The 25238-nt window shown below is 70.8% G+C and carries 27 protein-coding genes and 1 tRNA gene; 11 read left to right on the top strand and 17 right to left on the bottom strand.

Going from position 1 to position 25238, the window contains the following annotated elements:
- Nucleotides 1-68 precede the first annotated feature (68 nt).
- Nucleotides 69-617, top strand: a complete 549-nt coding sequence (locus tag SACE_RS31830) for a DUF4232 domain-containing protein (protein ID WP_009944986.1) — start codon at nt 69-71, stop codon at nt 615-617.
- A 107-nt stretch (nt 618-724) separates the two neighbouring features.
- On the opposite strand, the gene SACE_RS37025 is transcribed toward SACE_RS31830, so the two are convergent.
- Both SACE_RS37025 and SACE_RS40365 read right to left on the bottom strand, forming a co-directional pair.
- Nucleotides 725-1548, bottom strand: a protein-coding gene (locus SACE_RS37025) for an IS5 family transposase (RefSeq protein ID WP_085982286.1) whose coding sequence is annotated in 2 segments (ribosomal slippage) — nt 725-1206 and nt 1206-1548 — 825 coding nt in all. Because the reading frame shifts where the segments join, the coding sequence is not laid out codon by codon here.
- Nucleotides 1549-1622: 74 nt separating this feature from the next.
- A complete protein-coding gene (locus SACE_RS40365) occupies nt 1623-1958 on the bottom strand; it encodes a winged helix-turn-helix transcriptional regulator (protein WP_009951566.1) in 336 nt (111 codons plus the stop codon).
- A 136-nt stretch (nt 1959-2094) separates the two neighbouring features.
- Here SACE_RS40365 and SACE_RS31850 point away from each other — a divergent pair, with 136 nt between their 5' ends.
- Both SACE_RS31850 and SACE_RS31855 read left to right on the top strand, forming a co-directional pair.
- On the top strand, nt 2095-2997 hold the full coding sequence (locus tag SACE_RS31850; RefSeq protein WP_009951565.1) for an NAD(P)-dependent oxidoreductase: 903 nt from the start codon (nt 2095-2097) through the stop codon (nt 2995-2997).
- A 78-nt stretch (nt 2998-3075) separates the two neighbouring features.
- Nucleotides 3076-4983 (top strand): bifunctional copper resistance protein CopD/cytochrome c oxidase assembly protein, encoded by a 1908-nt coding sequence (locus SACE_RS31855; protein WP_011875100.1) that lies wholly within the window; start codon nt 3076-3078, stop codon nt 4981-4983.
- Nucleotides 4984-5215: 232 nt separating this feature from the next.
- Here SACE_RS31855 and SACE_RS31860 read toward each other — a convergent pair whose 3' ends face one another.
- Both SACE_RS31860 and SACE_RS31865 read right to left on the bottom strand, forming a co-directional pair.
- Entirely contained in the window at nt 5216-6040 is an 825-nt protein-coding gene (locus tag SACE_RS31860) for an IS5 family transposase (protein WP_011873634.1), read from the bottom strand.
- Between the two features lie 87 nt (nt 6041-6127).
- Nucleotides 6128-8404, bottom strand: a complete 2277-nt coding sequence (locus SACE_RS31865) for a heavy metal translocating P-type ATPase (protein WP_009949997.1) — start codon at nt 8402-8404, stop codon at nt 6128-6130.
- 124 nt (nt 8405-8528) lie between these two features.
- Between SACE_RS31865 and sigC the strand changes: the two genes are divergently transcribed.
- Nucleotides 8529-9095: an RNA polymerase sigma factor SigC gene (gene sigC, locus SACE_RS31870; protein ID WP_021341780.1), complete on the top strand. Its 567-nt coding sequence runs from the start codon at nt 8529-8531 to the stop codon at nt 9093-9095.
- A gap of 55 nt (nt 9096-9150) precedes the next feature.
- On the opposite strand, the gene SACE_RS31875 is transcribed toward sigC, so the two are convergent.
- The 4 genes from SACE_RS31875 to SACE_RS31890 are packed head-to-tail and all read right to left on the bottom strand — an operon-like array spanning nt 9151 to nt 12662.
- Complete coding sequence (locus tag SACE_RS31875) at nt 9151-9798, bottom strand: response regulator (RefSeq protein ID WP_009949994.1); 648 nt, start codon at nt 9796-9798, stop codon at nt 9151-9153.
- A 13-nt stretch (nt 9799-9811) separates the two neighbouring features.
- On the bottom strand, nt 9812-10960 hold the full coding sequence (locus SACE_RS31880; RefSeq protein WP_021341779.1) for a sensor histidine kinase: 1149 nt from the start codon (nt 10958-10960) through the stop codon (nt 9812-9814).
- A gap of 38 nt (nt 10961-10998) precedes the next feature.
- Nucleotides 10999-11760 (bottom strand): ABC transporter permease, encoded by a 762-nt coding sequence (locus tag SACE_RS31885; RefSeq protein ID WP_009949992.1) that lies wholly within the window; start codon nt 11758-11760, stop codon nt 10999-11001.
- On the bottom strand, nt 11757-12662 hold the full coding sequence (locus SACE_RS31890) for an ATP-binding cassette domain-containing protein (RefSeq protein WP_009949991.1): 906 nt from the start codon (nt 12660-12662) through the stop codon (nt 11757-11759). Before SACE_RS31890 ends, SACE_RS31885 begins: the two co-directional genes overlap by 4 nt.
- A 239-nt stretch (nt 12663-12901) precedes the next feature.
- Here SACE_RS31890 and SACE_RS31895 point away from each other — a divergent pair, with 239 nt between their 5' ends.
- Nucleotides 12902-13171 (top strand): PLD nuclease N-terminal domain-containing protein, encoded by a 270-nt coding sequence (locus SACE_RS31895; RefSeq protein ID WP_009949990.1) that lies wholly within the window; start codon nt 12902-12904, stop codon nt 13169-13171.
- On the opposite strand, the gene SACE_RS31900 is transcribed toward SACE_RS31895, so the two are convergent.
- The 5 genes from SACE_RS31900 to SACE_RS31920 form a co-directional block, all read right to left on the bottom strand.
- On the bottom strand, nt 13142-13759 hold the full coding sequence (locus SACE_RS31900) for a serine hydrolase domain-containing protein (RefSeq protein WP_009949989.1): 618 nt from the start codon (nt 13757-13759) through the stop codon (nt 13142-13144). The genes SACE_RS31895 and SACE_RS31900 overlap by 30 nt on opposite strands.
- 111 nt (nt 13760-13870) lie before the next feature.
- Entirely contained in the window at nt 13871-15190 is a 1320-nt protein-coding gene (locus tag SACE_RS31905; protein WP_143538257.1) for an FAD-binding protein, read from the bottom strand.
- A gap of 48 nt (nt 15191-15238) precedes the next feature.
- Nucleotides 15239-15310 (bottom strand) — tRNA-Val (locus tag SACE_RS31910).
- Nucleotides 15311-15393: 83 nt separating this feature from the next.
- Entirely contained in the window at nt 15394-15594 is a 201-nt protein-coding gene (locus SACE_RS31915) for a DUF4177 domain-containing protein (RefSeq protein WP_009949986.1), read from the bottom strand.
- 82 nt (nt 15595-15676) lie between these two features.
- A complete protein-coding gene (locus SACE_RS31920) occupies nt 15677-15982 on the bottom strand; it encodes a hypothetical protein (RefSeq protein WP_009949984.1) in 306 nt (101 codons plus the stop codon).
- A gap of 300 nt (nt 15983-16282) precedes the next feature.
- Between SACE_RS31920 and SACE_RS31925 the strand changes: the two genes are divergently transcribed.
- A complete protein-coding gene (locus tag SACE_RS31925) occupies nt 16283-16513 on the top strand; it encodes a hypothetical protein (protein ID WP_009949983.1) in 231 nt (76 codons plus the stop codon).
- Between the two features lie 111 nt (nt 16514-16624).
- Here the strand turns inward: SACE_RS31925 and SACE_RS31930 are convergent, their stop codons facing one another.
- The gene (locus SACE_RS31930) at nt 16625-17845 is read right to left on the bottom strand and encodes an NADP-dependent isocitrate dehydrogenase (RefSeq protein ID WP_011875107.1); all 1221 of its coding nucleotides are present in this window, start codon (nt 17843-17845) and stop codon (nt 16625-16627) included.
- A gap of 197 nt (nt 17846-18042) precedes the next feature.
- Between SACE_RS31930 and SACE_RS31935 the strand changes: the two genes are divergently transcribed.
- From SACE_RS31935 to SACE_RS31945, 3 genes are all read left to right on the top strand, one after another.
- The gene (locus tag SACE_RS31935; RefSeq protein ID WP_011875108.1) at nt 18043-18876 is read left to right on the top strand and encodes a metal-dependent hydrolase; all 834 of its coding nucleotides are present in this window, start codon (nt 18043-18045) and stop codon (nt 18874-18876) included.
- A 100-nt stretch (nt 18877-18976) separates the two neighbouring features.
- Nucleotides 18977-19399: a hypothetical protein gene (locus SACE_RS31940; protein WP_231849862.1), complete on the top strand. Its 423-nt coding sequence runs from the start codon at nt 18977-18979 to the stop codon at nt 19397-19399.
- Between the two features lie 208 nt (nt 19400-19607).
- Nucleotides 19608-19802 (top strand): DUF1918 domain-containing protein, encoded by a 195-nt coding sequence (locus SACE_RS31945; RefSeq protein ID WP_009949980.1) that lies wholly within the window; start codon nt 19608-19610, stop codon nt 19800-19802.
- Between the two features lie 24 nt (nt 19803-19826).
- Here SACE_RS31945 and SACE_RS31950 read toward each other — a convergent pair whose 3' ends face one another.
- Nucleotides 19827-20513, bottom strand: a complete 687-nt coding sequence (locus SACE_RS31950; RefSeq protein ID WP_009949979.1) for a TetR/AcrR family transcriptional regulator — start codon at nt 20511-20513, stop codon at nt 19827-19829.
- A 90-nt stretch (nt 20514-20603) separates the two neighbouring features.
- Here SACE_RS31950 and SACE_RS31955 point away from each other — a divergent pair, with 90 nt between their 5' ends.
- The gene (locus SACE_RS31955; RefSeq protein WP_009949978.1) at nt 20604-21653 is read left to right on the top strand and encodes a medium chain dehydrogenase/reductase family protein; all 1050 of its coding nucleotides are present in this window, start codon (nt 20604-20606) and stop codon (nt 21651-21653) included.
- Between the two features lie 78 nt (nt 21654-21731).
- Nucleotides 21732-22568 (top strand): DUF4253 domain-containing protein, encoded by an 837-nt coding sequence (locus tag SACE_RS31960; protein ID WP_009949976.1) that lies wholly within the window; start codon nt 21732-21734, stop codon nt 22566-22568.
- Between the two features lie 229 nt (nt 22569-22797).
- Here SACE_RS31960 and phnE read toward each other — a convergent pair whose 3' ends face one another.
- Nucleotides 22798-24468: a phosphonate ABC transporter, permease protein PhnE gene (gene phnE, locus SACE_RS31965; RefSeq protein WP_009949974.1), complete on the bottom strand. Its 1671-nt coding sequence runs from the start codon at nt 24466-24468 to the stop codon at nt 22798-22800.
- Entirely contained in the window at nt 24465-25232 is a 768-nt protein-coding gene (phnC, locus tag SACE_RS31970; protein WP_231849863.1) for a phosphonate ABC transporter ATP-binding protein, read from the bottom strand. The genes phnE and phnC overlap by 4 nt, the downstream gene beginning before the upstream one ends.
- Between the last annotated feature and the right edge of the window lie 6 nt (nt 25233-25238).

The following is a 25238-nucleotide window of genomic DNA, read 5'->3' on the forward strand; positions in this document are numbered from 1 at the left end:
CCCTGCAACGGCGGGAGCGGCCGGACGTCTCACGGAACGAGTTTCCGAGACGATCACGGAGGTGCCGGATGCGCAAGACCGCCTTCTACCTGACCACCACCGCCGCCGCTGCCGCGGTGGCCCTGGCGGGCGCGGCCGGTGCCGCGCCGGCTTCCGCCCCGGCCGCCCCCGCGCAGCCCGCGCCGTGCGCCGCGGAGGAGATCGCCCCCGACCTGAACGCCCAGCCCGGCGGCGGCAAGGCGATGCTCGTGCTCACCAACATCGGCACCCGCGCGTGCACTGTGGAGGGAGCCCCGGGCGTCGGCTTCCGCGCCGCTGACAACAGTGAGCTGCCGGTCAGCGTCGAGGCGGTGCCCCAGCCCGGCCCCGGCCGGCCGATCGAGCTCCTCCCTGGCCGCTCGGCGTTCGGCGGGATCAAGTGGACCCCCTGCGACAAGGCCGACCCGGAGTGCTCGGTGGCCACGACCGTCGAAATCACCTCGCCCGGCGCCGCCGCGCCCGTGGTGGCCGACTTCCACGGCGCCAACGGCGGTGACGAGCGCGTGACGGAGCTGCCGTTGTCCGCCGCCCAGGTCGGCACGCTGCAGCCGGTCAGTGACGGCGTGGTCGCCTGGTGACCTGACCTTCCGGCGGCTGACCAGGGCTCACGTGCCCGCGTCCACCGCCGTGCTCATTGCGAGTGACACGCCTGAGTTTCCGCCACCCGGAACCCTTAGACGGGATCTCATTTGGGGTTGTTATGGGTGAGCAGATCCAGTTTGGCGGCGCGGCGGTAGCAGATCACCGCGCAGGCCAGGCTGGCGAATGCCGCGTAGTGGGCGGCCTTGCGCTCGTAGCGGCGAGCCAGCCGACGGAACCGGGAAACCCACTCCAGGGTGCGTTCGATGACGTAGCGGTGGCGTCCCAGCCGGGTGGTCGACTCGATACCCCGGCGAGCGATCCGGGCGATGATTCCTCTCCGACGCAACGCGTGTCGGCAGACCGGATAGTCGTAGCCCTTGTCGGCGTGCAGCTTGCGCGGCCGACGTCGAGGCCGTCCGGCAGACCCTCTGACCGGCGCAACCGCATCGATCACCGTCTGAAGTTCCCGGTGATCGTTGCGGTTGGCCGCGGAGATGACCACGGCCAGCGGGATGCCACTGCGGTCGCTCATCGCGTGGATCTTCGAGCCGGGCTTGCCTCGATCCACCGGGCTGGGGCCGGTCAGGTCCCCCTTTTGACCGCCCGGATATGCATGCTGTCCACCGACGCCCGGGACCAGTCGATCGCTCCAGCGGTGCCGAGCAGGTCCAGCAGTTCCTGGTGCAGCCGGGTGAACACGTCGGCTTGGGACCACTCGGTGAACCGGCGGTGTGCGGTGGCGCAGCTGACTCCGAACGAGGTGGGCAGCGCTGACCAGGCGCACCCGGTTTGCAGCACGTACAGGATCGCGGCCAGCACCGCGCGGTCGTCCAGCCGACGCCGACCTCCGCCCTGGTGGCGTTGCGGCGCTTCGGGCAACAGCGAACGCACCAGCAGCCACAACGGCTCCGGACACCACTTCTCCACATCGCTCACAGTTGATCAACGATATCCCCCTCCCAAGGGCACACCCAAATGAGATGTGGTCTTAGGACAGGCACTCAGACGCGAGTGTTCTCCTTCGCGCGCTGGTAGCGCTTTCCCCACTCAGCCAACGGGATCAATGCGTCGTTGAGCGTGACGCCGAGCTCGGTGAGGAATACTCCACCCGCAGCGGCATCTCGTAGTGCACCTCGCGCCGCACCAGGCCGTCGCGCTCCAGCTCCTTGAGCTGCTGGGTCAGCACCCTTCTCGGTGATCCCGGCGACCCGTCTGCGCAGTTCGCCGAAGCGCAGCCGCCCCGGGTTCAGCTCCCACAGGAGCAGGACCTTCCACTTGCCCGCGATGGCGTCGAACACCGGCCCCAGTCCGCAGATGTAGGGCTGGCGACCCTTCATCCGATCCTCCCCCTGTCCTCCAGGTGCGTACCCCACTTGCAAGTCGGTACTTGTCCGGGGTATTCCCGCGAGACGACGATGGGCGCACGCCGGAAACCGTTGCGGCGCATGAGAATCAAGAACTGGGGAGCACGAGATGCACAACGGCTTCGCCGCGCCCGTGACCGTCGTCGGCCTGGGCCCCATGGGGTATGCGCTCGCAGAGGCGTTCCTGGCCGCGGGCCACCCCACCACCGTCTGGAACCGGTCCGCGCACAAGGCCGACCCGCTGGTGGCCGAGGGCGCCGTGCGCGCCGCCACCGCCGCCGAGGCGCTGGCCGCGAGCGACCTGGCCGTAGTGTGCGTGGCGGACTACGCCGCGATGCACGCGGCCCTCGACCACTGCGGCACCGCGCTGTCCGGCAAGGTGCTGGTCAACCTCTGCTCAGGAACTCCGCAGGAGGCCCGCGAAGCGCTGACCTGGGCGACCGCGCACGGCGCCGGATACCTCGACGGCGCGATCATGGTGCCGGTGGAGGTCATCGGCACTCCGAGCTCGGTGGTCTTCTACAGCGGCGCCCGGGAGCCGTTCGACGCGCACCGGAACACGCTGGACGCCCTCGGGGGCGTCCCCCGGTATCTCGGTGGCGACGCCGGGCTCGCCGTCCTGCACAACACCGCGCTGCTCGGCCTGATGTGGGCGACCGTGAACGGTTTCCTGCACGCCGCCGCTTTGGTCGAGTCGGGGGGCGTCGGCGTCGCCGATTTCGCGGAGACGGCGGTCGACTGGTTCCTGCCCTCGGTCACCGGGGAGATCCTGCGGGCCGAAGCGGCGCGGATCGACCGCGAAGAGTTCCCCGGGGACGGCGGAACTCTGGCGATGTGCCTGACCGCGATCGAGCACATCGTCCGGACCAGCCGCGACGCCGGGATCAGCGACGAGGTCCCGTCGCAGCTGAAGGCGCTCGGCGACAGGGCCGTCGCGGCGGGCTACGGCGACGAGAACTACATGAGCCTGATCAAGGTCCTGCGTGTTCCATCGGCGGCCACGCACCGGTGAGCGGGAACCAACCCCACGCCGCTACCGACCTCCTTGGAGATGGACGGGAAAACGTGCCGGCGCCGGCACGGCACATGGATGTTGGCCGGGACGATCGCGGCGGTCGTGGTGGCCGCTGTTCTGGTGGCGGCCGCTGGCAGCGAGGTCTACGCCGTCCTCGGCTACCGCGCTCCCGGCGCTGTGACGGTGTTCGGGGTGAGCGCGGCGCGCATGGTGGCCGACCTCGCGGCGGCGGTGTGCGTGGGATCGCTGGTGTTCGCGGCATTCTTCACCTCGCCGCGGGAGTCCGGCGGGGTCTGCGCCGACGGCTACGCGGCTGTGCGGGCCGCCGAGGCCGCCGGGTGGGCGTGGGCGGCGTCCGCTGCCGCGATGGTGCCGCTGGAGATGTCGGACTCGTCCGGTCAGCCGGTGACCGACGTCCTTGCCCCGGACTCGTTCTCCGGACTGCTGCACGCGCTCGTCGAACCGAAGGCGTGGCTGACGACCTCGGCCGTCGCGCTCGCCGTCGCGGTGAGCTGCCGCTTCGTGCTGTCTTGGCGGCCGACGATGCTGCTGGCCGGACTGGCGGTCGCGGGCGTGCTGCCACCCGCGGTGATCGGCCACTCCGCCTCGAACGCGGGCCACGACATCGCCACCAACGCCATGCTGATCCACGTGGTGGCGGCCGCGCTGTGGCTCGGCGTGCTCGTCGCCGTCGTCGCGCACCTGCGGCGCAATGGCGCGCGGACCGCGCTCGTGCTCGGCCGCTACCGCAGGCTCGCGTTCTGGTGCTGGACCGCGCTGGCGGTGTCGGGCGTGGTCGACGCGCTCGTGCTGGTGCCGCTGCCGCAGCTGCTCACCACCCGGTACGGGGCGATGGTCCTGGCGAAAGCCGGATGTCTGATCGTGCTGGGCGCCGTGGGCGTCGCCCTCCGGCGCCGGGCCCGCGGGCTGCGGGGTCTGCTCGGACCGGAGCTCGCGCTCATGCTGCTGACGCTCGGCGTCTCGATGGGCATGGCGCACACCCCGCCCCCGAACCTGCTCGCCCGCGGCGTCGGCCCGACGGCGGTGGTGATCGGCTACGACCTGCCGGTGCCTCCCAGCGTGCTCGGGGTCATCACCACATGGCGCTTCGACCTGGTGCTCGGCACCGCAGCGGTCGTCATGGCCGCCCTGTACGCGGCTGGCGTGCGGCGGCTGCGCAGGCGGGGCGATGCCTGGCCGGTCGGGCGGACGGTCGCGTGGCTTGCCGGTTGCGCGACGGTGCTCGTGGCGACGTCGTCGGGACTCGGCGTCTACTCGTCGGGAATGTTCAGCATGCACATGCTCGTGCACATGGTGCTGAACATGCTGGCGCCGGTCCTGCTCGTGCTCGGAGGCCCGATCACGCTGGCGCTGCGCGCGATTCCGCCGAGCGGACGGGGAAACCCCGCCGGGCCGCGCGAATGGGTTCTCGCGGTGACGCACTCGCCGCCGGCGCGGGCACTGGCCAATCCGGCGGTGGCAACGGTGCTGTTCGTCGGCTCCTTCTACGCGCTGTACTTCACGCCGCTGTTCGAGTGGGCGATGGCGCAGCACTGGGCGCACGAGCTGATGAACGCGCACTTCCTGCTCGTCGGCTACCTGTACTACTGGCCGGTGATCGGCGTCGACCCGGCGCCGCGACCGCTGCCGCACCTCGCGCGGCTCGGGGTGGTGTTCGCGGTGATGCCGTTCCACGCCTTCTTCGGCGTGATCGTGATGAGCACGTCCACGGTGATCGCGGAGAACTTCTACCGGACGCTGGACCTGCCGTGGGCGCCGGACCTGCTCGCCGACCAGACCCTCGGCGGGGCGATCGCGTGGGCGGGCGGCGAACTGCCGCTGGTGCTCGTGCTGATCGCGCTGCTCACCCAGTGGTACCGCCACGACATGCGCCAGGGCCGCCGCGAGAACCGCTCCGGCGACGAGGAGCTCGCCGCCTACAACGCGATGCTCGCCCAGCTCGCCGAGTCCCGCAGGCGCTGATCGCGCGGTACTCGGTGAGCCGGGAGCAGATCGTGGTCATCCCGCAGACGGCGGCCGACGAGGTCGACCGGTTCCCGCCCCGTTCGCCGTGCCCTACGTGACGGTGGCGATCCTCGGAGTACGGCCGGGCGACGGCGGTGCGGTTCACGACGCTCGTCGCGATCTGCCGCACCCTCGCTGCCAGCCCGGCGACGTGCTGCGCTGGGTGCCCGACGACGCCTAAGGGGTCCTTTCAGATTGCGTGTGTGGGGAGCTTGGCGGCGAGGATCATGCAGTGGGTGAGTTGGAGGAAGCCGTCGTGGATGTCGTCGCGGGTTTCCCAGCGGATCCGTAGGCGGCGTGGTCCGTGCAGCCAGGCGATCGCGGCTTCGACCACCCACCGCAGCTTGCCGAGGCCGGAACCGTGGTCGTCACCTCGGCGAGCGATCCGGGGTGTGATGCCCCGGGCCCGCAGCTTGTCTCGGTAGACGTCGTGGTCGTAGGCCCGGTCTGCGTAGAGGCGGCGGGGTTTGCGGCGGGGCCGACCCGGCCGTCCGCGCACCGGTGGGATCGCCTCCACCAGCGGCACCAGCTGGGTCACATCGTTGCGGTTGCTGCCGGTCAGCACCACCCGCAACGGGGTTCCACAGGCATCGGTGATGACGTGGTGCTTCGAGCCCGGCCGACCACGGTCAACCGGACTCGGACCGACTTTTGGGCAACCACGTCCCCGTTTGGCCTGGATCTGGGAGGAATCCACGACCGCTCGGGAGAAGTCCAACTGATCGGCCGCTCGCAGGCGATCCAGCAGCACCCGCTGCAACTGCTCCCATACTCCGGCCTGCTGCCACTCGGCCAACCGCCGCCAGCACGTCGACCCCGAGCCGAATCCCAACTCCTGCGGCAGAAACTCCCACTGGATGCCGGTGTAGAGCACGAACAAGATGCCCTGCAGAGTCTTGCGATCGTCGATCCGACGCCGACCCGGATACCGAAACCGACGCTCGTGCCGGGGCAGCAACGGCTCGATCAACGCCCACAACTCGTCGCTGACCTCCCACGGCCTCGGGCGAGCCATCCCACGCTCCCAACGATCGAAACGTGATCAACTCCAGCCACCACCATGCCAGACCAAGATCATTATGCAAGGACCCCTAAGGCGCGATCAGCGGCTCGGGTCCGCGTTCTCCCAGCCTCCTGGCGCGAACCTGCGCAGGCGCAGGCTGTTGGAGACCACGAAGAACGACGACAGCGCCATCGCCCCACCCGCGACCAGCGGGTTGAGGAGTCCGAGGGCGGCGAGCGGGAGGGCGGCGAGGTTGTAGCCGAACGCCCACACCAGGTTCCCGCGAATCGTGCGCAGCGCGGCACGCGAGAGCCGGATCGCGTCGGGCACCACCGTCAGTTCGTCGCGCACCAGGATCAGGTCGGCGGCGCCGATCGCGACATCGGTGCCGGTGCCGATGGCCAGCCCCAGGTCGGCGGCGGCCAGCGCGGGAGCGTCGTTGACGCCGTCGCCGACCATCGCCACCACCCGGCCTTGCGCGCGCAGGCGCCGCACGACGTCGACCTTCTCGTCCGGCAGCACCTCGGCGACCACCTCGCCGATGCCGACCGCCGCGGCCACCGCGTCCGCCGTCGCGGCGTTGTCGCCGGTCAGCAGCACCGTCCGGAGGCCAAGGCGGTGCAGGCCGGCCACCGCCCGGGGCGCCGACGGCCGGACCAGGTCGGCCAGCGCGAACACCGCGACGGCACGGCCATCCCAGCCGAGGAGCACCGCGGTCCTGCCCTGTCGCTCCCATTCGCGGCGCACGGCGTCGAGGTCACCAGGCACCTCCCAGCCGAGCTCGCCGAACAGCGCGGCGCGACCGGCGAGGACCTCGCGATCCTCCACCACACCACGAGCGCCGAGCCCGGTCAGGTTGCGGAACTCCGCGACACCGGGCAACGCACCGAGTTCCTCCCGCGCGAAGGCGCTGACCGCACGCGCGACCGCGTGCTCCGAGGCGTCCTCCAGCGCACCCGCGCGACGCAGCACCACCGCCCGCTCGACGCCGGGCAGGCACTCAACGGCCACCACCGACATCCGTCCCTCGGTGACCGTCCCGGTCTTGTCGAGCACGACGGTGTCGATGTGCCTGGTCGACTCGAGGGCCTGGTGGCCCTTGATGAAGATGCCGAGCATCGCGCCGCGTCCGGTGGCGACCATGAGCGCGGTCGGGGTGGCCAGTCCGAGCGCGCAGGGGCAGGCGATCACCAGCACCGCCAGCGCGGCGGTGAACGCGCGTTCGGCCGTACCTCCGGCCAGCAGCCAGCCGACCGATGTGGACACCGCGAGCACCAGCACGGCGGGCACGAAGTACGCCGAGATCCGGTCCGCGAGGCGCTGCACGGCCGCCTTGCCGGTCTGCGCCTCCTCGACCAGGCGGACCATCGCGGCCAGCCGCGTGTCGCGTCCGACGCGGGTCGCCTCGACCACCAGATGACCCGTCAGCAGCACGGTTCCACCGATCACGTCGTCGCCGGACGCGGTGCCGACCGGCATCGACTCGCCCGTCATGGCCGCGCAGTCGAGCTCGGCGCGTCCGTCGCGCACGACGCCATCGGTCGCGACGGTTTCACCCGGGCGCACCAGGAAGCGTTGCCCCACCTGGAGATCGTCGACCGGGATCTCCTGCCTGGTGCCGTCATCGCGCACGACGGTGACGGTCTTCGCGCGCAGGTCGGCGAGCGCGTGCAGCGCGTGGCCCGCCCTGCGCTGGGCGCGCGCCTCGAAGTAGCGGCCGGCGAGCACGAAGGTGGTCACCCCGGCGGCGACCTCGAGGTAGATCGCTCCGTCGGCGCGCAACAGCGCCCAGAACCCCGTGAGCTCGGCCGGTTCGTGCCCCGAGAACATCGCGTACGCCGACCACGCGCCGGCCGCGCAGATCCCGAGCGAGACCAACGTGTCCATGGACGACGACCCGCGCCGGGCGCCGCTGAGCGCGGCGCGGTGGAACGGCAGCGCCGCCCAGCCCACGACCGGCAGCGCGAGCGCGGCCAGCACCCACTGCCAGCCCGGAAACCGCGTGCCGGGAAGTGCGGTGAACAGCAACGACAGGTCGCACAGCGGCACGAACAGCAGCACCGAGACCAGCATCCGGCGCCACAGGTCCCGGCTGCGGTCGCCGGAGTCGGGTTCCTCCGCGCTTTCCGGCGTCACCGGTTCCGCCTGGTAGCCGGCCCGTCGCACGGCGTCGAGCAGCGCCGCGTCGTCGGTGGCGGAAGCGACCTCGACGCTCGCGCGGCCCGTGGCGTAGTTCACGCTCGCCCGCACGCCGTCGAGCTTGCCGAGCTTGCGCTCCACGCGGGTCGCGCACGCCGCGCAGGTCATGCCGGTCACGGCGAGCTCCACCTGCCGCGCCTGCGGGCGCGGGGTAACGCGGGTCGGGGTCGGGGTCATCCGGGGCCTTTCAGCGTCGTGCGTGCCCGGCGGCGCTGTGGACGTCTCGACCGGGCTCTGCACAGGTGGTCGCATCGTGAGAACCACCGGTTCCCGGGCTCTTCGAGAGATCACGATCGAGGTAATGTCGGCGACCGTGAGTCGATCCGCCGCAGATGACGCCTGGTTGACCGAGCTCGCCCTGGCGGCCGGCACCGGCGACCGTCGCGCGCTGGAGGAGTTCATCCGGGCCACCCAGCGCGACGTGTGGCGCTTCGTCGCGCACCTGGCGAGCGTCGAGCAGGCCGACGACCTCGCGCAGGAGACCTACGTCCGGGTGCTGCGGAGCCTGCCCCGGTTCGCGGGCCGCGCCTCGGCCCGGACCTGGCTGCTCTCGATCGCCCGCCGGGTGGTCGTGGACCAGGTCCGCTACGCCCGGAGCAGGCCGCGCACGACCGCCGCCGTGGAGTGGGCGACCGCGGCCGAGCGACCGGCGCCGGGCTTCGAGGACATCGTCGAGCTGAACATGCTGCTGGCCGGGCTCGACGAACAGCGCCGCGAGGTGCTGCTGCTGACCCAGGTCCTCGGGCTGTCCTACCAGGAGACGGCCGACATCTGCGGCTGCCCGGTCGGCACCGTCCGCTCGCGCGTCGCGCGGGCGCGCGAGGAGCTGATCGCGGGAACCCGCGAGGAGTCGGAAGAAACCGGCTGACGGCCTCCGCGGGAGATGCCGCCGCCGTCGGGCAGGGCGTCGCCCTCCGGCCGGCTCAGGCCAACCCGGCGTCGTGGGCGAGGATGGCGACCTGGGTGCGGTTGGCCATGCCGAGCTTCGTCATGATCCGGCCGATGTGCACCTTCACGGTGGACAGGCTCATGTGCAGGTTGCCCGCGATCTCGGCGTTGCTCATCCCCTGGGCGACGGCCACGGCCACCTCGCGTTCGCGGGCCGTCAGCTCCTCCATCCGCGCTTTCGCGGCCTGCGCGGCGGTCGCCCCCGACGAGAACGTCGACAGCAGCTTCGTGGTGATGCGCGGGGAAAGCATCGCCTCACCGCGGGCGACGACGTGCACCGCGGCGGCCAGGTCGCGCGGCGGCGTGTCCTTGAGCAGGAACCCCGCCGCGCCGTTCTGCAACGCGGCGTAGACGTACTCGTCGAGGTCGAACGTGGTGAGCACGGCGACGGCGGGCGGATCCGGCAACCTGGTGAGGCGCCTGGTGACCTCCAGCCCGCCGACGGTGGGCATCTGGATGTCGGTGAGCACGACGTCCGGGCGGTGCATGGCCACCAGCTCCGCGGCCACCGAGCCGTCGCTCCCCTCCGCGACCACCTCGATGTCCGGGTCCAGGTCGAGGATCAGCCGGATACCACCGCGCACCAGTTCCTCGTCGTCGAGCAGGACCACCTTGACGGCCACGCCAGCACCTCGTCTACTGCAGGGGGAACACCGCCCGCACACGGTATCCGCCGTCCTCGGCCCACCCGTTGCGCAGTGCGCCTCCGGCGAGCGTGACCCGCTCCCGCATGCCGATCAGCCCGTATCCCGACCCGGGAACGGCATCGGAGCCAGTGCCTGGAGCGCGGCGGTTCGACACGGTGACCACGAGATCTCCGTCTTCCGCGGTGACTTCGACGTGCACCGCGGCGTGTGGCGCGTGCTTGGCCGCGTTGGTCAGCGACTCCTGCACGACGCGGTAGGCGGCCCGGCCGACCTCGCTGGAAGTCTCGGGCAGCGGGTCGGGCAGGTCCAGCCGGATGTTCTCCCCGGATTCGACGGAATCGGCGACCAGCCGCCGGATGCTGCTCAGGGTCGGGTCGCTGGCGAGCTCACCGCTCATCTCCCCCGGGCCGTCGTTCTCGTCCTCACGCAGCACGCGCAGCATGCTCCGAAGTTCGGTCAGCGCGGTCGCGCTGGTCTTGCGGATGACCTCGGCGACCTCACCGGTCCGCTCATCCGGAGCGGTCAGCGTGAGCGCGCCCGCCTGGAGCGAGATCACGCTGCACCGGTGGGCGACCACGTCGTGCATCTCGCGGGCGATGCGCCTGCGCTCGGCAGCGACCGCCCGTTCGGCGAGCAGGTCGCGCTCGCGTTCGGCCTGCTCGGCGCGCTCCCGGAACGTCACCAGCAGCATCTTGCGCTGGAAGACCCACAGGCCCAGCAGCATCGCCACACCCGCGGTGGCCGCCGACGCGATCGCGTAGATGTGCAGGTCCTGCGGGAACTGTTGGTAGGTGTGCGCGGTCATCACGGCGGCCAGGAGGCCGCCGGCAACCCAGAGCTGCGTGGACGGACCCCGCCGCCGCGCCATGGTGTAGGCGGCGACCGACGCGGCGGCGGCCGGACCGGTGAAGGTGGCCAGCCCCGCGGTCGCGACGACCGGCAACCACGGGAACCGCCTGCGCACGACGAACGCCAGCACCGCCGCGATCAACAGGCCGACGTTGGGCACCGTCAGCGCGGTTTCGAGGTTGACCCCGAACCGGATGGTGATGAGCGCCGCCACCAGATCGAACAGCAGCGACCGGATCCTGCCGTCCCACCACGACAACCGGGCCCTCAGGTGATCGAAGAAGCGCACGGCCCCACGGTAATGCCCGCCCATTGCGCTCATCGGCCTCACGTATCCCTGCGCGAAAGCGCCGTCCCCGCGGCGACCAGCAGGATGGTGGCCAGCCCGGCCAGCGGCAGTGCCAGGTACCACTGCGGTTCGGGAACGACCTCGGCCAGTGCCCCGGTCGCCAGGAACGGCAGTACCTTCGGGCTGATCTCCAGCCCACTGACCAGCAGCGGCTCCAGGACGGTGGGCCAGAGCAGCACCACTGCGAGTGCGGCCACCGCGTGCCGGGCCAACCCCGCCAAGGCCAGACCGACCAGACCCGACAGGGTCACGTACAGCACCGCGCCGAGGCCCGCGACCGCCATGCCGACCGGGTCGTCCGTCGTCGCACCGCTGAGCAGCACACCGAGGTAGTCGACGAGCACGGCGAGCAGGCTCGCCGACGCGCCGAAGCCGGCGACCACGGCGACTTTGGCCAGCACCACACGCGCGCGCGACTGCACCGTGAGCACGGTGGTGGCGATGGTCCTGTACCGGTACTCGGCACCGAACACGTTCACACCGATCGCGGAGACGAGCACGGCCGCGATCATCGTCGTCAGCCTCAGTCCGCTGGAGAACTGATCCGCACCGGAGACGCCCGTGCGATCGTCGTACAGCGCGTGGACGACCTGGAGAAGCACTGCCATGCCACTGAGCACCCAAGTCGAGCGCAGCGTGGTCAGGTTGATCCACTCATAGCGCAGGGCCGCGCCGAAACCCCCCACGCCAGGTGACCGCGCGACGCCCGCGCGGCCGAGATTCGCTGCGATGTTGTTCATGCGGCCTCTCCCCTGTACTGCGTGGCGTTGGACGTGGCGGCCAGGAACGCGTCTTCCAGGCTGCTCCGGCGGGTGTGCAGCTCACGCACCCGGACACCGCTCTGCGCGGCCCTCGCACTGACCACGTCGGCGTCGACACCAGTGACCACGACGACCTCCGGCTCCTCACAGCGGGCCCGCAAACCGGCCTGGCGCAACCGCATCTCGAACTCGGCGGCCTGCGGAGTGCGCACCACCACCTCGGAGCGGGTGTAGGTGTCGACGAAGTCCCGCGTCGGCCGGGAGGCGATGAGGCGGCCCTGGCCGATCACCACCAGCTCGTCGGCCGTCATCGAGATCTCGGACAGCAGGTGCGAGGACGTGAGCACGACGCGGCCCTCACTGGCCAGCCCACGCAGGAACGTGCGCATCCAGTGCACGCCCTCCGGGTCGAGACCGTTCGCGGGCTCGTCGAGGATCAGGTACTCGGGGTCACCGAGCATGGCCGTGGCCAGGCCGAGCCGCTGGTGCATGCCGAGACTGAACCCGCCGATCCGCCGGTGACGAACGTCGTCAAGACCGACCAGCGACAGCACCTCCCGCACCCGCTGCGTGGGAATGCCGGCCCCTGCGGCGACCATGCGCAGGTGGTTGCACGCTGTACGGGCCGGGTGCACGGCTTTCGCGTCGAGCAACGCCCCGACCGTGCGCAGCGGGTTGGCCAGCTCGGCGTAGGTGCGGCCGCCGAACGTGGCGCTGCCCGACCCTCGCTCCAATCCGAGCATCAGCCGCATCGTGGTGGACTTTCCCGCACCGTTCGGGCCGAGGAAACCGGTGACGACACCCGGCCGAACGGTGAAGGAGAGGTCGTCGACGGCGGTGACACCCCGGTACCGCTTCGTCAGTCCCTGGACAGTGATCACGCGTGTCCTCGCAATGCTGGTCTGAGGGGTCGGCTCGGTGCCAACCCGGTGACCAACCCATGTTCGGTCTGACGAGCCGTCGGGCACGTCCGCATTCCAGTCAGCGGACCTAAGCCTTTCGGACAACCGGCCCGAGCCGGAACGATGACGTGCGCGCTGCGGTGGAACGACCAGGATGAGTGGCGTCGAGATGCCCACGAGGGCAATCGCACAACGACTTTGTGAAGCGAGGAAGAGCAATGCACGCGTCAATCGCCCACCAGGCCGCTTCGGTTGCCGACACGAGCCAGGTCTTCGGCTTGGCACTCGGCGGCGTGCTCAGCATCGCGGCACTCGCCTATGCGGTGCTGTTCATCAGCGCGCTGATCAGCATCCTGCGGTCCCACCACAGCGGAGGGATGAAGCTGGCGTGGATCGTGTTCGCGTTCGTGGCGCCGTTCCTGGGCAGCGTCCTCTGGTTCCTGGTCGGCCGCCGCGATTCACAACGCGCCCGGACCACCACCGCCTGACCTCCAGAAGCTCGCGGCGATGCGCGGCACCGCTGCCGGCGGCGTGGCCGGGCACATGGCCTTCGCCGTCAGACCGGTGACCGCATCGTCGATGGGCGACGGCAAGTTGGTGAGGTTCAGCCCGTAGGTGAGCTGCCGGGCACCGTCCTCGGTGTTCAGCGACGTCGTGGTCATGCCGAAGACGGCGTCGTTATGGCCCCAGAGCCAGCCGCACTCGCCACCGTCGACGGCCGGCAGACCGAGCCCTTGGCGGGCGACCTCGGCTCGGTCGGCCCGGTCGCGATCAGCCCTCGGGCCGCCAGGTCTTCCAGCGCCCGGCCTCCAGGTCGTCCAGCTTGCCCTGGAGGTACGACGGGACAGGACGTGCTCGTAGTCGTTGATCCCGCTGGTGTGGTTGAGCACCATCCGCACTGAGATCCGCTGCCCGCGCTCACCGCGAATGGCGACAGCGGTGAAGGTCTTGGTGGTGCTGCCGGCCCGCTGCCGCGACTCCGGTCCGAGCGGCCGACCGCTGTCGACGTCGGCAACATTCGCGACGCCGCCCCTGCCGTTCGCACCATCGCGGAACTCGGCCCGCACACCCGGCATACGGCCGCGTGCACGGCGTCCAGCTCCGGTTGCAGCGAGGGCTGCCGTCTTCCCGAGCCGACATCCAATATTCATCGCCCGACGGATTCAGCGCTGGCGGAACCTCTCCGCTCAGGGGGACTCCGCGTGCTCGAGGTACACGGTGCCGCCGAGGGACAAGGCGCGTTGACGAAGTTCCCTGTTGGACTCCACCAGCCGGCTCACCACGACCTCGTCGTGCGGCGCGGTGCGCAGGAGCGAGAAGAGAAACGCCCGCGGTTCGGCGGGAACCCGGACCCGTGGCGTCGTGATCACGCGCGTGTGGAACGGGTAGAACAGCACCAGACCCGACTCACCGATGTCGTCGAGCACAAGCTTTCGCATCGTTTCGACGATGAAATCCTCCGCCGCGGAACCCGGCAGCATGAGGTCGAGCCAGGGGTGCGGCTGTTCCCACGCCCCCGTGGACCTGAGGTAAGCCTCGTCGTCCTCCATCTGGTTCAGGAAGTCGAAGCACCCCATATCGTCGATCTCGGCGGACTCGTGGCCGAGACGGCCGAGAAGAGCGGCATCGTCCGGCTCCTCCCCAGGATCGAAGTGAGTCGCCAACACCATCGCGTAGATCCACTCGCCGCTGTCGGCGAACCGGGCATGGCCTTCGATGTGGTCGAACCGGCCATCCTCGACGAGCAGGCATTGGTCGGCCAGCAATGGACTGAGCTCGCGGTAGTACAGCTTGTAGCGCCTCGTGCACGTTTTGGCGGGAATGAGACGCAGCGTGGCCCTGATAATCGTGCCGTGCCTTCCACGACCCCCGAGAACAGCGTCGAACAGATCTGAGTCGCGGGTCCGCGAACACGTGCGGAGTTCGTCCTCCTCCGTGACGATCTCGAGCTCGGCGACGTTGTCGGTCTGCAACCCGGAGCGGTGGCTGGTTCCGCCGATCCCACCCACCGAAAGCGTGCCCCCGACGGACAGTTCGAGGTAGTCGGTGAGCACCGGTGGCGTCAGACCATGCGAGAGGGTCGCGCGGAGCACCTCGCTCCACCGCGCACCCGCACCAACCACCACGTGCTCGCTCTGCACGGCATCAATTCCGTTGAGCCCCCTCATGTCCACGACGATGCCGTTCTTCGCCTGCGCCTGCCCTCCGGAAGAGTGCCCTTGCGCGCGCGGCACGAACGGAATCCCGCGTTCCGCCGCGAACCGCGCCATAGCACGGATGTCGGAAACACTCCCGGGGCGCAGCACGGCCCGCGGGCGGTCGTGGACGAGATGGCCCCAGTCTTCGGCCGCCCAGCGAAGATGCTGTTCGTCCTCGAACAGTTCGCCTGCAAGGCGCGGGTACCGTGCATCGCTGAAACCAAGGCTCACCACGACCATTGATCGTCCCAGCAATACCGGCTCTTCTTGAGAAGCATCACCCGCTCGGCCTATCAGCGCGCCATGCACGACGAAGCCCCTGCCGGGAAATCGGCAGGGGCTTCGTGCTGGCTCCGGTGCGCGATACTGGGATTGAACCAGTGACCTCTACCGTGTCAAGGTAGCGCTCTCCCACTGAGCTAATCGCGCCTGCGGTTCAGCACCGCGTGCGCGCACCACTCTAGCGGAGGCGTGATCGGCACCTGTGGGCACCCCGCACGTGTGGCGGGTGGTCACACCTGGCGTTCGAAGGTGACCAGCAGGCCCTCGACGCCGCCCGGACCGAGGCGGCCCTTGACGTCGGCGCCCGTGATCGCCTTGAGCTGCCAGCCCTGGGAGGCGTGCTCGTTGAGGACCCGCTCCAGCTTGTCCCCGGAAATCTTGCCGCCGAGCATCTTCTCCCTCAGCTCGACCACCTTGTACTCGTAGGGCATCCGGTCCCCCGTCGTCGCCTTGCACGTACACCAGGCCAACGAGGACGGACCGCCGTGGGTTCCTCGGGCGCGCAGCGGTGGATCACGGCTCGCACTTGCTGCCGGGCTTGCGGGTCAGGAACTCGTCGGCGGCCCAGCGCCCACCGCCGAGGTCGCGGAAGCCGTTGACCACGGTCGGGGTCCCGCGCACCTTCGCGCCGTTGAGCAGCGAGTCGACCTGCTTCTCGCCGGTGGCCGGGCCCGCGCGGACATTGAGCACGTCGGCGTTCACCTGGAACTCGCAGGGGGCCGTTCCGCCGAGGAGGCCGCCTGCCTGGGTGCCCGTCGCCCACATGAAGACGAGCACACCCGCTACTGCGTACAAGACCGGACGCGGCACCCCGAACATGACGTTCCTCCTGGTCAGGCGACATGTCCTGGTTCCAGCTATACGGGCAGGCCGACCGCGGCGGAACCCCGGGGCACCCGCCTGCACGTCCGGTTCAGCGCGTCGGGTGTCGCCCACAAGCGGACGTGTGCGCGCAGTCAGCGGGGGCGGGAAGCGGAGCGGAAGCGGGAGGAGAAGCCGGGCGGGATGCCGGAGCGGCACCCGAAAGGTGCCACGGCGGTGATGCGGCGTTTCCGCGCCGCCAGGAGTGGGAATCCGACGGGCCTGCGCCGGAGACCGAAGCTCGACGGGGGGACGAACATGCTTACGAAGCTGCGCGAGATGGGCCTCACCTCAGACCACATGTTCGCGGCCGGGATGGCCTCGATCGGCCTGTCGTTCCTTTCCTGGCTGACCTCGAAGAAGACCGAGAGCACCGAGCGGGCCGACCGCTGGGGCATCTTCGTCGGCGAGTGGGCGCCGACGTTCTTCGCGCTCGGCAGCGCCATGCGCATCGACGAGCTCCGCCGGGGCCGGAAGTTCTGCAGGTAGTCGAGGCGCGCGGACCGGACGAAGAACGCCACTTTCGCCCCCTCGGGGGCAAAAGTGGCGTTCGCGCACATCGCCTGGGATCAGGTCAGGCGTGGTGGTGGCCGCCGGAGATCAGCGGTTGGCCATCCTCTTCTGCAGGTTGTCGTCCAGCGTCGCGAGGAACTCCTCGGTGGTCTGGTAGCCCTGGTCGCCGCCGACCAGCAGCGCCAGGTCCTTGGTCATCCGGCCGCTCTCGACGGTCTCGATGACGACCTTCTCCAGCGTCTCGGCGAAGCCGACGACCTCGGGGGTCGAGTCCAGCTTGCCGCGGTGCTGCAGGCCGCGGGTCCACGCGAAGATCGACGCGATCGGGTTGGTCGAGGTCGGCTTGCCCTGCTGGTGCTGGCGGAAGTGCCGGGTGACCGTGCCGTGCGCGGCCTCGGCCTCGACCTTGCCGTCCTCGGTCATCAGCACCGAGGTCATCAGGCCCAGCGAGCCGAAGCCCTGCGCGACGGTGTCGGACTGCACGTCACCGTCGTAGTTCTTGCAGGCCCAGACGTAGCCGCCCTCCCACTTCATGGCGGTGGCGACCATGTCGTCGATCAGCCGGTGCTCGTAGGTCAGGCCCTTGGCGTCGAAGTCGGCCTTGTACTCGTTGTCGAAGACCTCCTGGAACACGTCCTTGAACAGGCCGTCGTAGGCCTTGAGGATCGTGTTCTTGGTGGACATGTACACCGGGTAGCCGCGCTCGAGGCCGTAGCGGAAGGACGCGCGGGCGAACTCCTCGATGGAGCGCCTGTAGTTGTACATGGCCATCGCCACGCCGCCGTCCTCACCGAACTTGGCGACCTCGAACTCGATCGGTTCGCCGCCGTCCTCCGGCGTGTAGGTGACGGTCACCGTGCCCGGGCCCGGCACCTTGAAGTCGGTCGCCTTGTACTGGTCGCCGTGCGCGTGGCGGCCGATGACGATCGGCTTGGTCCACGTCGGTACGTAGCGCGGGATGTTGGAGATGACGATCGGCTCGCGGAAGATGACGCCACCGAGGATGTTGCGGATCGTCCCGTTCGGGCTCCGCCACATCTTCTTCAGGCCGAACTCCTCCACGCGGGCCTCGTCCGGGGTGATGGTGGCGCACTTCACGCCCACGCCGTACTTCTTGATGGCGTTCGCGGCGTCGACGGTGACCTGGTCGTCGGTGGCGTCCCGGTGCTCGATGCCGAGGTCGTAGTAGTCGAGGTTGACGTCCAGGTAGGGGTGGATCAGCTTGTCCTTGATGAACTGCCAGATGATCCGCGTCATCTCGTCGCCGTCGAGCTCGGCGATGGTGCCCTGGACCTTGATCTTGCTCATGTGGCGGGGTGCTCCTCTCGCGAGAATGCAAGCGGTACAAGCGTACTGCTAGCGGATTCGATTGTTCCATCCGCCACCCGGCCCCCGCTGCCGGTTGTGACGCTCCCACAGCCGGCGATCCGGCACCCGGTGGTCGCCCCCCTCGCGACGATCTTCTTCTAGGCTCGGACGTCGAACACCTGATCCAGGAGGGGGCCATGGCGACGGGACCGACGCATGCGATGAGCGGGCTGGCGGCGTGGGCGGCGGTGACGGCGCTGGCCGACACGCACGCGATCGGCCAATTATCGCCCAAGACCTGGGTCGTCGGGGCGACGCTGGCCTCCGGGGCCGCGCTGCTGCCCGACATCGACCACCCCAAGTCGACCGTCGCCAGCACCTTCGGCGGCGTCTCGCGCGGGGCTTCGGCGGCGCTCAGCGGGTTCAGCGGCTTCCTGTACCGCCTCACCCGCACCAAGCGCGACAGCGACCGCGACGGCACGCACCGCGGTTTCACCCATACCCTGATCTTCGCGGTGCTCGCCGGCCTGGCCACGACCGCCATCGTGCAGACGAGCCAGGGCACCGCGCTGGGCGTGCTGATGTTCTTCTTCGCCGGCCTGGCGGTGCGCGGCCTGATGCACACGTGGTGCCCCCGCAAGGACGCCATCCTGATCACGGTCGCCTCGCTGGTGCTCACGCTGGCGTGCTGGGCGTGGGCGGGCGACCAGCCCACCGACGCCGCCGCGTTCGGCCTGGCGGTGATGATCGGCTGCGTGGCGCACTTCGTCGGCGACGCCATCACCGAGCAGGGCTGCCCGATGCTCTGGCCGGTGCCGCTGACCGGCAAGACCTGGTACCCGGTGGCGCCGCCGAAGGCGATGCGCATGCGCACCGGCGGCAAGGTCGAGATGGTGCTGGTCGGCCCGGGTCTGACGATCGTCGCCGTGGCGCTCAGCTCGGTCGTGCTCTACCGCGTCGGCGCGGCACCGTGGCTGGCCCAGCTCGACCTCCCGCCGGAGGTCATGGCCTGGATCGCCCCTTCCTCCTGATCGGTGTTCTCGCGACAAATCGCCCATCACGCCCTTCGGTATCGATAGGGTGACATGGTCGACAGCGCCCCGGCTGGCGACTTCGCGGACCGGAGGACAGATGCGAACCCGAGTGCGTTTCGTCGTTGCGGCGCTGGCGCTGCCGCTGCTGACCGGCCTGAGCGCGTGCGGCGAGCTCCAGCAGAACGCGCAGGAGGCCCAGGAGGGCATCCAGCAGGCGCAGGACCGCCTCGACGCCGGTTCGGCCTGCGTCCAGGCGATCAACATCGCCAACTTCATGCCGAACTTCGCCGACCCGCAGCAGGCCCAGGCCGACGCCCAGGCGAAGGTGCAGGAGCTGCAGCGGCTGGCCGACCAGACCGCCGACCAGACGCTCAAGCAGAACCTGCTCGACGTGCAGAAGTCGGTCGAGCAGGTCGCCTCCGGATCGGTGACCCTGGAGTCGAGCGCGGAATGGGCCTCCGCGCAGCTGGAGAAGTACGGGCAGATCACCACGACCTGCTCGAAGGCCGTCGGCGGCTGACCCGCCCGCGGGCCCGCCCGCCGGGGCCTCGCGGCTCCCGCGGGCGGGTCCGTCGCAGCCGTTCAGAGCCCGTCTTCGACCTTCGAAGCCGCGGAGCCGCTCGGCCCACCCCGCAACCGGCACCGCTACGCGAGGTGAGTTCAAGAGCCGTTCAACGCTGCGCGCTGTGGCCCTGGTCACCTAACCTTGAGTCGCGGAGGTGATGGCCATGAAGGCAGCGGTGGGCGATCAGCTGCACGTGCACAGCAAACACGTCGACGAGGCCGACCAGACCGGCGAGATCCTGGAGGTGCGCGGGCCCGACGGCGCCCCGCCCTACCTGGTCCGGTTCAAGGACGGACACCAGAGCCTGGTCTACCCGGGCGGCGACTGCGAGGTGGAGAAGCCGGCCGCGCAGCAGTGACCCGTCCCGCGGGCCCCGGGCGGGTCAGTCCCAGGGCTGGTCGAGCAGGGTCTGCACTTCCAACCGGAAGAGGAGTTCGGGCGCGACACCCATGGCGGTGAACTGCCCCTCGACCTCCAGGCTCACCAGCCCGTGCAGCCGCGTCCACGTCAGCAGGGCGCGCCGCAGCACCGCGGGCGGCCGTTGCGCGTCGTCGCCGCGCTCGGCGCGCCACGACGCGAGCTGGCGGTCCAGCGCCGACCGCCCCGCGGGCGGCTCGGCCGGCGCCAGGTCGGCCACCACGTCGATGATCGCGCGCATCGCGCGGTCGGCGAGCCCGAGGGTCAGCCCGGGGGCCCGGTAGCCGGGCACCGGGGTGCCGAACAGCAGCAGGTACCGGTGGGGCTGCTCCAGCGCCCACGACCGGAAGCGGTGCGCCAACTCCCGGAACCGGACCGGCGGCGACTTGCGCCTGCTCCCCTCCGACGCCTCCTCCAGAGCCTCCGCCAGGTCTTGGTACGCGTCGCTGACGAGCTCGGTGAGCAGCGCGTCCCGGTTCTCGAAGTACCGGTACAGCGCCGGCCCGGTGATGCCCATCCGCTTGGCGATCGAGTTCACCGAGACCCCGGCGGGCCCGGACTCGGCGAGCTGGTCGAGCGCCACCCGCTTCGCCTCCGCCCGCGCCTGCTCGCGGAACCTCTCGCGCGGACCGGACCGCCGCTCTGCGTGCATCGCCGCCCCTTCCTTGACAGCACCACGGTAACAGCCTCATTCTCTTGTTAGAACTTCTAACACAAGTGATTACTTATCACTGGAGGCGTCATGACGCGGACCGCCGAACGCACCGGCACCGAGATCGTGCTCACCGGCCTGGGCGGCACCGAGGTCGTCACCACTCGGACCACCACGCGGGGCGAGCCCGGCAAGCACGGCTTGCTGGTCCGGACCGAGGCCGCGGGCGTGGCGTTCGCCGAGGTCCAAATGCTGCGCGGGCGCTACCCGGCCCAGCCGGCGTTCCCGTTCGTCCCCGGCTACGACCTCGTGGGCGAGGTGGTGGCCGTGGGCGAGGCGGTGACGTCGTGCCGGGTGGGCCAGCGCGTCGCCGCCATGCCGCGGACCGGGGCCTGGGCGGACTACGTCGAGGTCCGCGACAGCGACGTGGTCCCGGTGCCCGACGAGATCGACGCGGCGGAGGCGGTGGCCGTCGTGCTCAACGGCGTCACCGCGTGGCAGCTCCTGCACCGCGCCGCGCGCGTCCGCAGTGGACAGACCGTGCTCGTGCACGGTGCCGGCGGCGGTGTCGGCGCGCTGCTGGCCCAGCTCGGCGCGCTTTCGGGCGTGCGGGTCATCGGTACCGCCTCGGCCGGCCGCCACGAGGTGCTGCGCCCGCTCGGCGCGGAGCTGATCGACCACCGCACCGAGGACGTCGCGGCGCGGGTCCGGGAACTGGCGCCGCGCGGTGTCGACGCGGTGTTCGATCCGCTCGGCGAGGCGAGCCTGCGGCGGTCGTGGGAGTTGCTCGCGCCGGGCGGCGCGCTCGTCGCCTACGGCAGCTCGGCGACGCTCACCGACGACAGCCCGTGGTGGCGCCCGTACCTGGGCATGCTGGGGCTGATCGGCCGGTGGGAGCTGCTGCGGCTGGTCGGCCGGACCGCGGGCAGGCGCGCCCGCATGTACTACGTCCGGACGAACCGTGAGTACCGGAAGGACCTCACCGAACTGCTTCGACTGGTCGCGTGTGGACGGTTGCGGCCGCTGGTCGGCATGCGGCTGCCGCTGTCGCAGGCGGCAGAAGCCCTGGATACGCACATGGCGGGGCGCGTGACGGGCCGGATCGTGCTCGTAACCGACCACGTTCGCGAATCCCGCTGACGCGCCGGAGCCCGAACGGATGGATTCCGGGCGGGCTCCTTAAGGTGGGCGGCAGGCTCTCTGCGAGGAGGCGGTGGCGTGTTGCGAGAAGACTGGGGTGCGGATTCGGCTGCCGACCTGCCCGCTGCCTTCGGTACCGGTGTCGCGCCGTCCGTGCCGTTGCCCGCCGGTGAGCTGCTCACCGACCAGTCGCCGGGGAAGGGCGATCCGGCGCCGCTGTGCTGGATCAGCGACGAGCGGCCGTCGCCGCACCTGCTCGCCGCGCTGCGCACCGACCACGAGCGCACCGGGCTGTGGCCGCTGCTGCTGTGCGACAGCAACGAGGTCTACGGCGACCGCTGCACCGTCGGGATAGTGCCGCCGGAGCCGCGCGAGCACATCGAGCGCTGGCACGCGGCCGACGTGATGGCGCGGATCTGGGACGGTCTGGTGCAGGCCGAGGACGACCTCGGACCCGCCTACGAGCTGGAGGTGCTCGAGCCCTTCGGCTACGACTGCCCCGGCCTGGCGGCGGAGGGCAACCTGCTGGCGGACCCGGACATCCTGGCCAACCAGCAGGTGCCGCGCTTCGTCGACGCCGACACCAGGCTCGGCCTGGTGCCGGTGGAGCGCGGCGCCGACGTGCTGGCCACCCTCGGCTGGTCGGGCGCGGCCAACCACGTCTCCCGCACGGCCGGCCTGGCCGCGATGGCCCGCAGCTGGGAGGAACGCTTCGGCGTCCGCCTACTGCGCCTGGGCCCGGACCGCCTCGACCTCAGCGTCGCCGCACCCCCGCAGGAGATGCACCACGCCGCCGCCGTAGCCGCGGAGCACTGGACCTTCTGCCCGGACCGCATCCTCCAGGAATCAGGCAGCATCTCCGCCTACGCCCGAGAAATCCGCGGCAGGAGGACCTGGTCGTTCTGGTGGGACTGAAGGCGCCAGATGGCGCCTTTAGCAGCCCGAAGGGCTTCCGGCCGAAGGCCGGAGCTCAACGCCCCAGATGGGGCGTTGAGTAGGCCACCTTCCGAACGAAGTTCGGAGATCTTCGAACCGGACCACGCCCGGCCTTTCCTTCGGCGTTTGGCACCACGCAAAGCCGCTGGAAGAGTTCCCGCTGGACACCGGGAACGCTCGCGCGCTCCTGACCCGACGTCCCCCGCCTTCAGGCGCTCACGCGCCTGAACCACACCGCCAGCAGCTCCACGGCCATCACCGCGGCGAACGTGAGCAGCAGGACGGTGGTCACCACTCCGAACTCCAGCACGCGCGAGGCGTTGAGCAGGTAGTAGCCGATGCCGCCCGCGCCGACCAGGCCGAGCAGCGTTGCCGACCGGATGTTCGTGTCGAGCTGGTACAGCACGTGGGACACGAACGCCGGTGCGGCCTGCGGGAGGGTCGCCGCGAAGAAGACCTGCGTGCGGCTCGCGCCGGTGGCGCGCAGCGCCCGCTCCAGACCGCGGTCGACCTCCTCCAGCGAGTCGGCGACGAGCTTGCCGAGCAGCCCGACCGATCCGACGCCCAGCGCGAGGGCACCCGCCACCGGGCCGAGGCCGGTGATCACCACGAACACGATCGCCAGCACCAGTTCCGGCACGCCCCGCACCAGCAGCACGACGCCGCGGAAGAACCGCGCCACTCCGGGGTTCGGCGCGACGTTGGCCGCGGCGAGCGCCCCGACGGGCAGAGACAGCACCGCGCCGATCAGCGTGGCCGCCAGCGCGATCTGCACGGTGACCAGCAGTTCCGACAGAAGCTCGGGGAGGATGCCACCGGTTTCGGGTGGCCAGAACAGCGCGATGGTCGGGCCGAACTCGGTGACGCCCCGGGCCAGCTGCTCGAACGAGAGCTCCGCTCCCCACACCGACGCGGCGACGACCAGCGCGGTGAGCAGCCAGTAGCCGGTCCGCCGCAGCCGCGCGAGGTCCCAGGGCCGGCTGATCCGCGGGCCCGTGGGACCCGGGCCCGGTCGGCGGCGCAGCCGCGCGAGGAGCCCGCGGTGTTCCTCACGCGGCCCGAGCAGTGCGCCGCGGATCGCGCCGGAGACGATCTCCACCGCCACGCAGAGCGCGAACACCACCGACGCCAGCGCGATGCCCCGCTGGTAGTCCAGGGTTCGCAGGGCGTCGGCGATCGCCTGCCCGAGTCCGCCGACGCCGACGAAGCCGAGCACGACCGACACCCGCAGGTTGATGTCGAGACGGTGCAGCGAGGTCGCGACGAAGGACGGCAGCACCTGCGGCAGCACACCGCTCACGAGCTGCTGCGCGCGCGAGCCGCCCGCGGCGCGGATCGCGGTGCGCGGTCCCTCGTCGATCTGCTCGACCGCGTCGGCGTAGAGCTTGCCGATCATGCCGACCGAGTGCAGGCCCATCGCCAGCACGCCGGTGAGTCCGCCGAAGCCGAAGACGCGGAAGAACACGATCGCGAGCACCACGTCGGGGACCGCGCGGGCCAGCACGATCAACGCCCGGCCGCCGTAGCGGGTGGCCGGTCCGAGCGCGGTGTTGCCAGCCGCGAGCACCGCGACCGGAACGCTGATCAGCGAGGCGAGCAGCGTCGCGCAGACAACGACGGCAAGCGTCTGCCCGCACAGCGCGAGCAGTTCGCCGACCGGCGGGAAGTCCAGCGGGAAGGTCCGGGCCGCGAAGTCCGCGGCGTTGGCGACGCCGTCCACCAGGGTCGCGACGTTGAGCCGCAGGTCGGTGAACGCCCAGATGGCGGCCGCCAGCAGCGCCATGGCGGTCAGCGCCGGCGCGGTGCCTTCCGCCCTCGGCCGCGCGAGCGTGCGCGGCGCGGCACGCCCGGCGCGGACCGGCTGCGCCGTGGTGGTCATGAGACCGCCACCGGCGCGAGCTCGGTGCCGACCTTGGAGTAGATCGACATGGCTTCGTCCCGGCTGAGCCCGTGCACCGGGGTGTCGAGCACGACCCGTCCGGAGCGCAGCCCGACGATGCGGTGTCCCCAGCTCAGCGCCAGGTCGACCTGGTGCAGGCTGCACACCACGGTCAGGCCGTCCTCCTCGGCGATCTCGGCGATCAGGCTCATCACCTGAGCCGCCGAGTCCGGGTCGAGCGAGGCGACGGGCTCGTCGGCGAGCAGGATCTCGGGCTTCTGCAGCAGTGCCCGCGCGACGGCGACCCGCTGCTGCTGCCCGCCGGACAGGGTGTCCGCCCGTTGCAGGGCCTGGTCGCCGAGCCCGACGCGCTCCAGCCGTTCCAGCGCGGCGTGGCGGATGCGCTTGGGGTAGCTCAGCAGGCCGAGGCGCGGTCCGCGCAGCGTGCCCAGCGCGCCGGTGCAGACGTTCTCCAGCACGGTCAGCGAGCCGACGAGATGGAACTGCTGGAACACGAACCCGACGCGGCGCCGCAGCGCGCGCAGTCCCCCGCCGCCCAGCCTGCCGACGTCCTCGCCGAGCACCGCGACGTTGCCGGAGGTGGGGCGTTGCAGTCCGTCGACGTGGCGCAGCAGCGTCGACTTGCCCGAGCCCGACAGGCCGAGCAGCACCAGCACCTCGCCGCGGGCGACCTCGATCGAGACGTCGTCGAGCGCCCGGACCCCGCCGTCGAAGGTCTTGCCGACCCGGTCGAATGCGATCACGCGGTC

The sequence above is a fragment of the Saccharopolyspora erythraea NRRL 2338 genome, assembly GCF_000062885.1.
GTDB lineage: Bacteria > Actinomycetota > Actinomycetes > Mycobacteriales > Pseudonocardiaceae > Saccharopolyspora_D > Saccharopolyspora_D erythraea.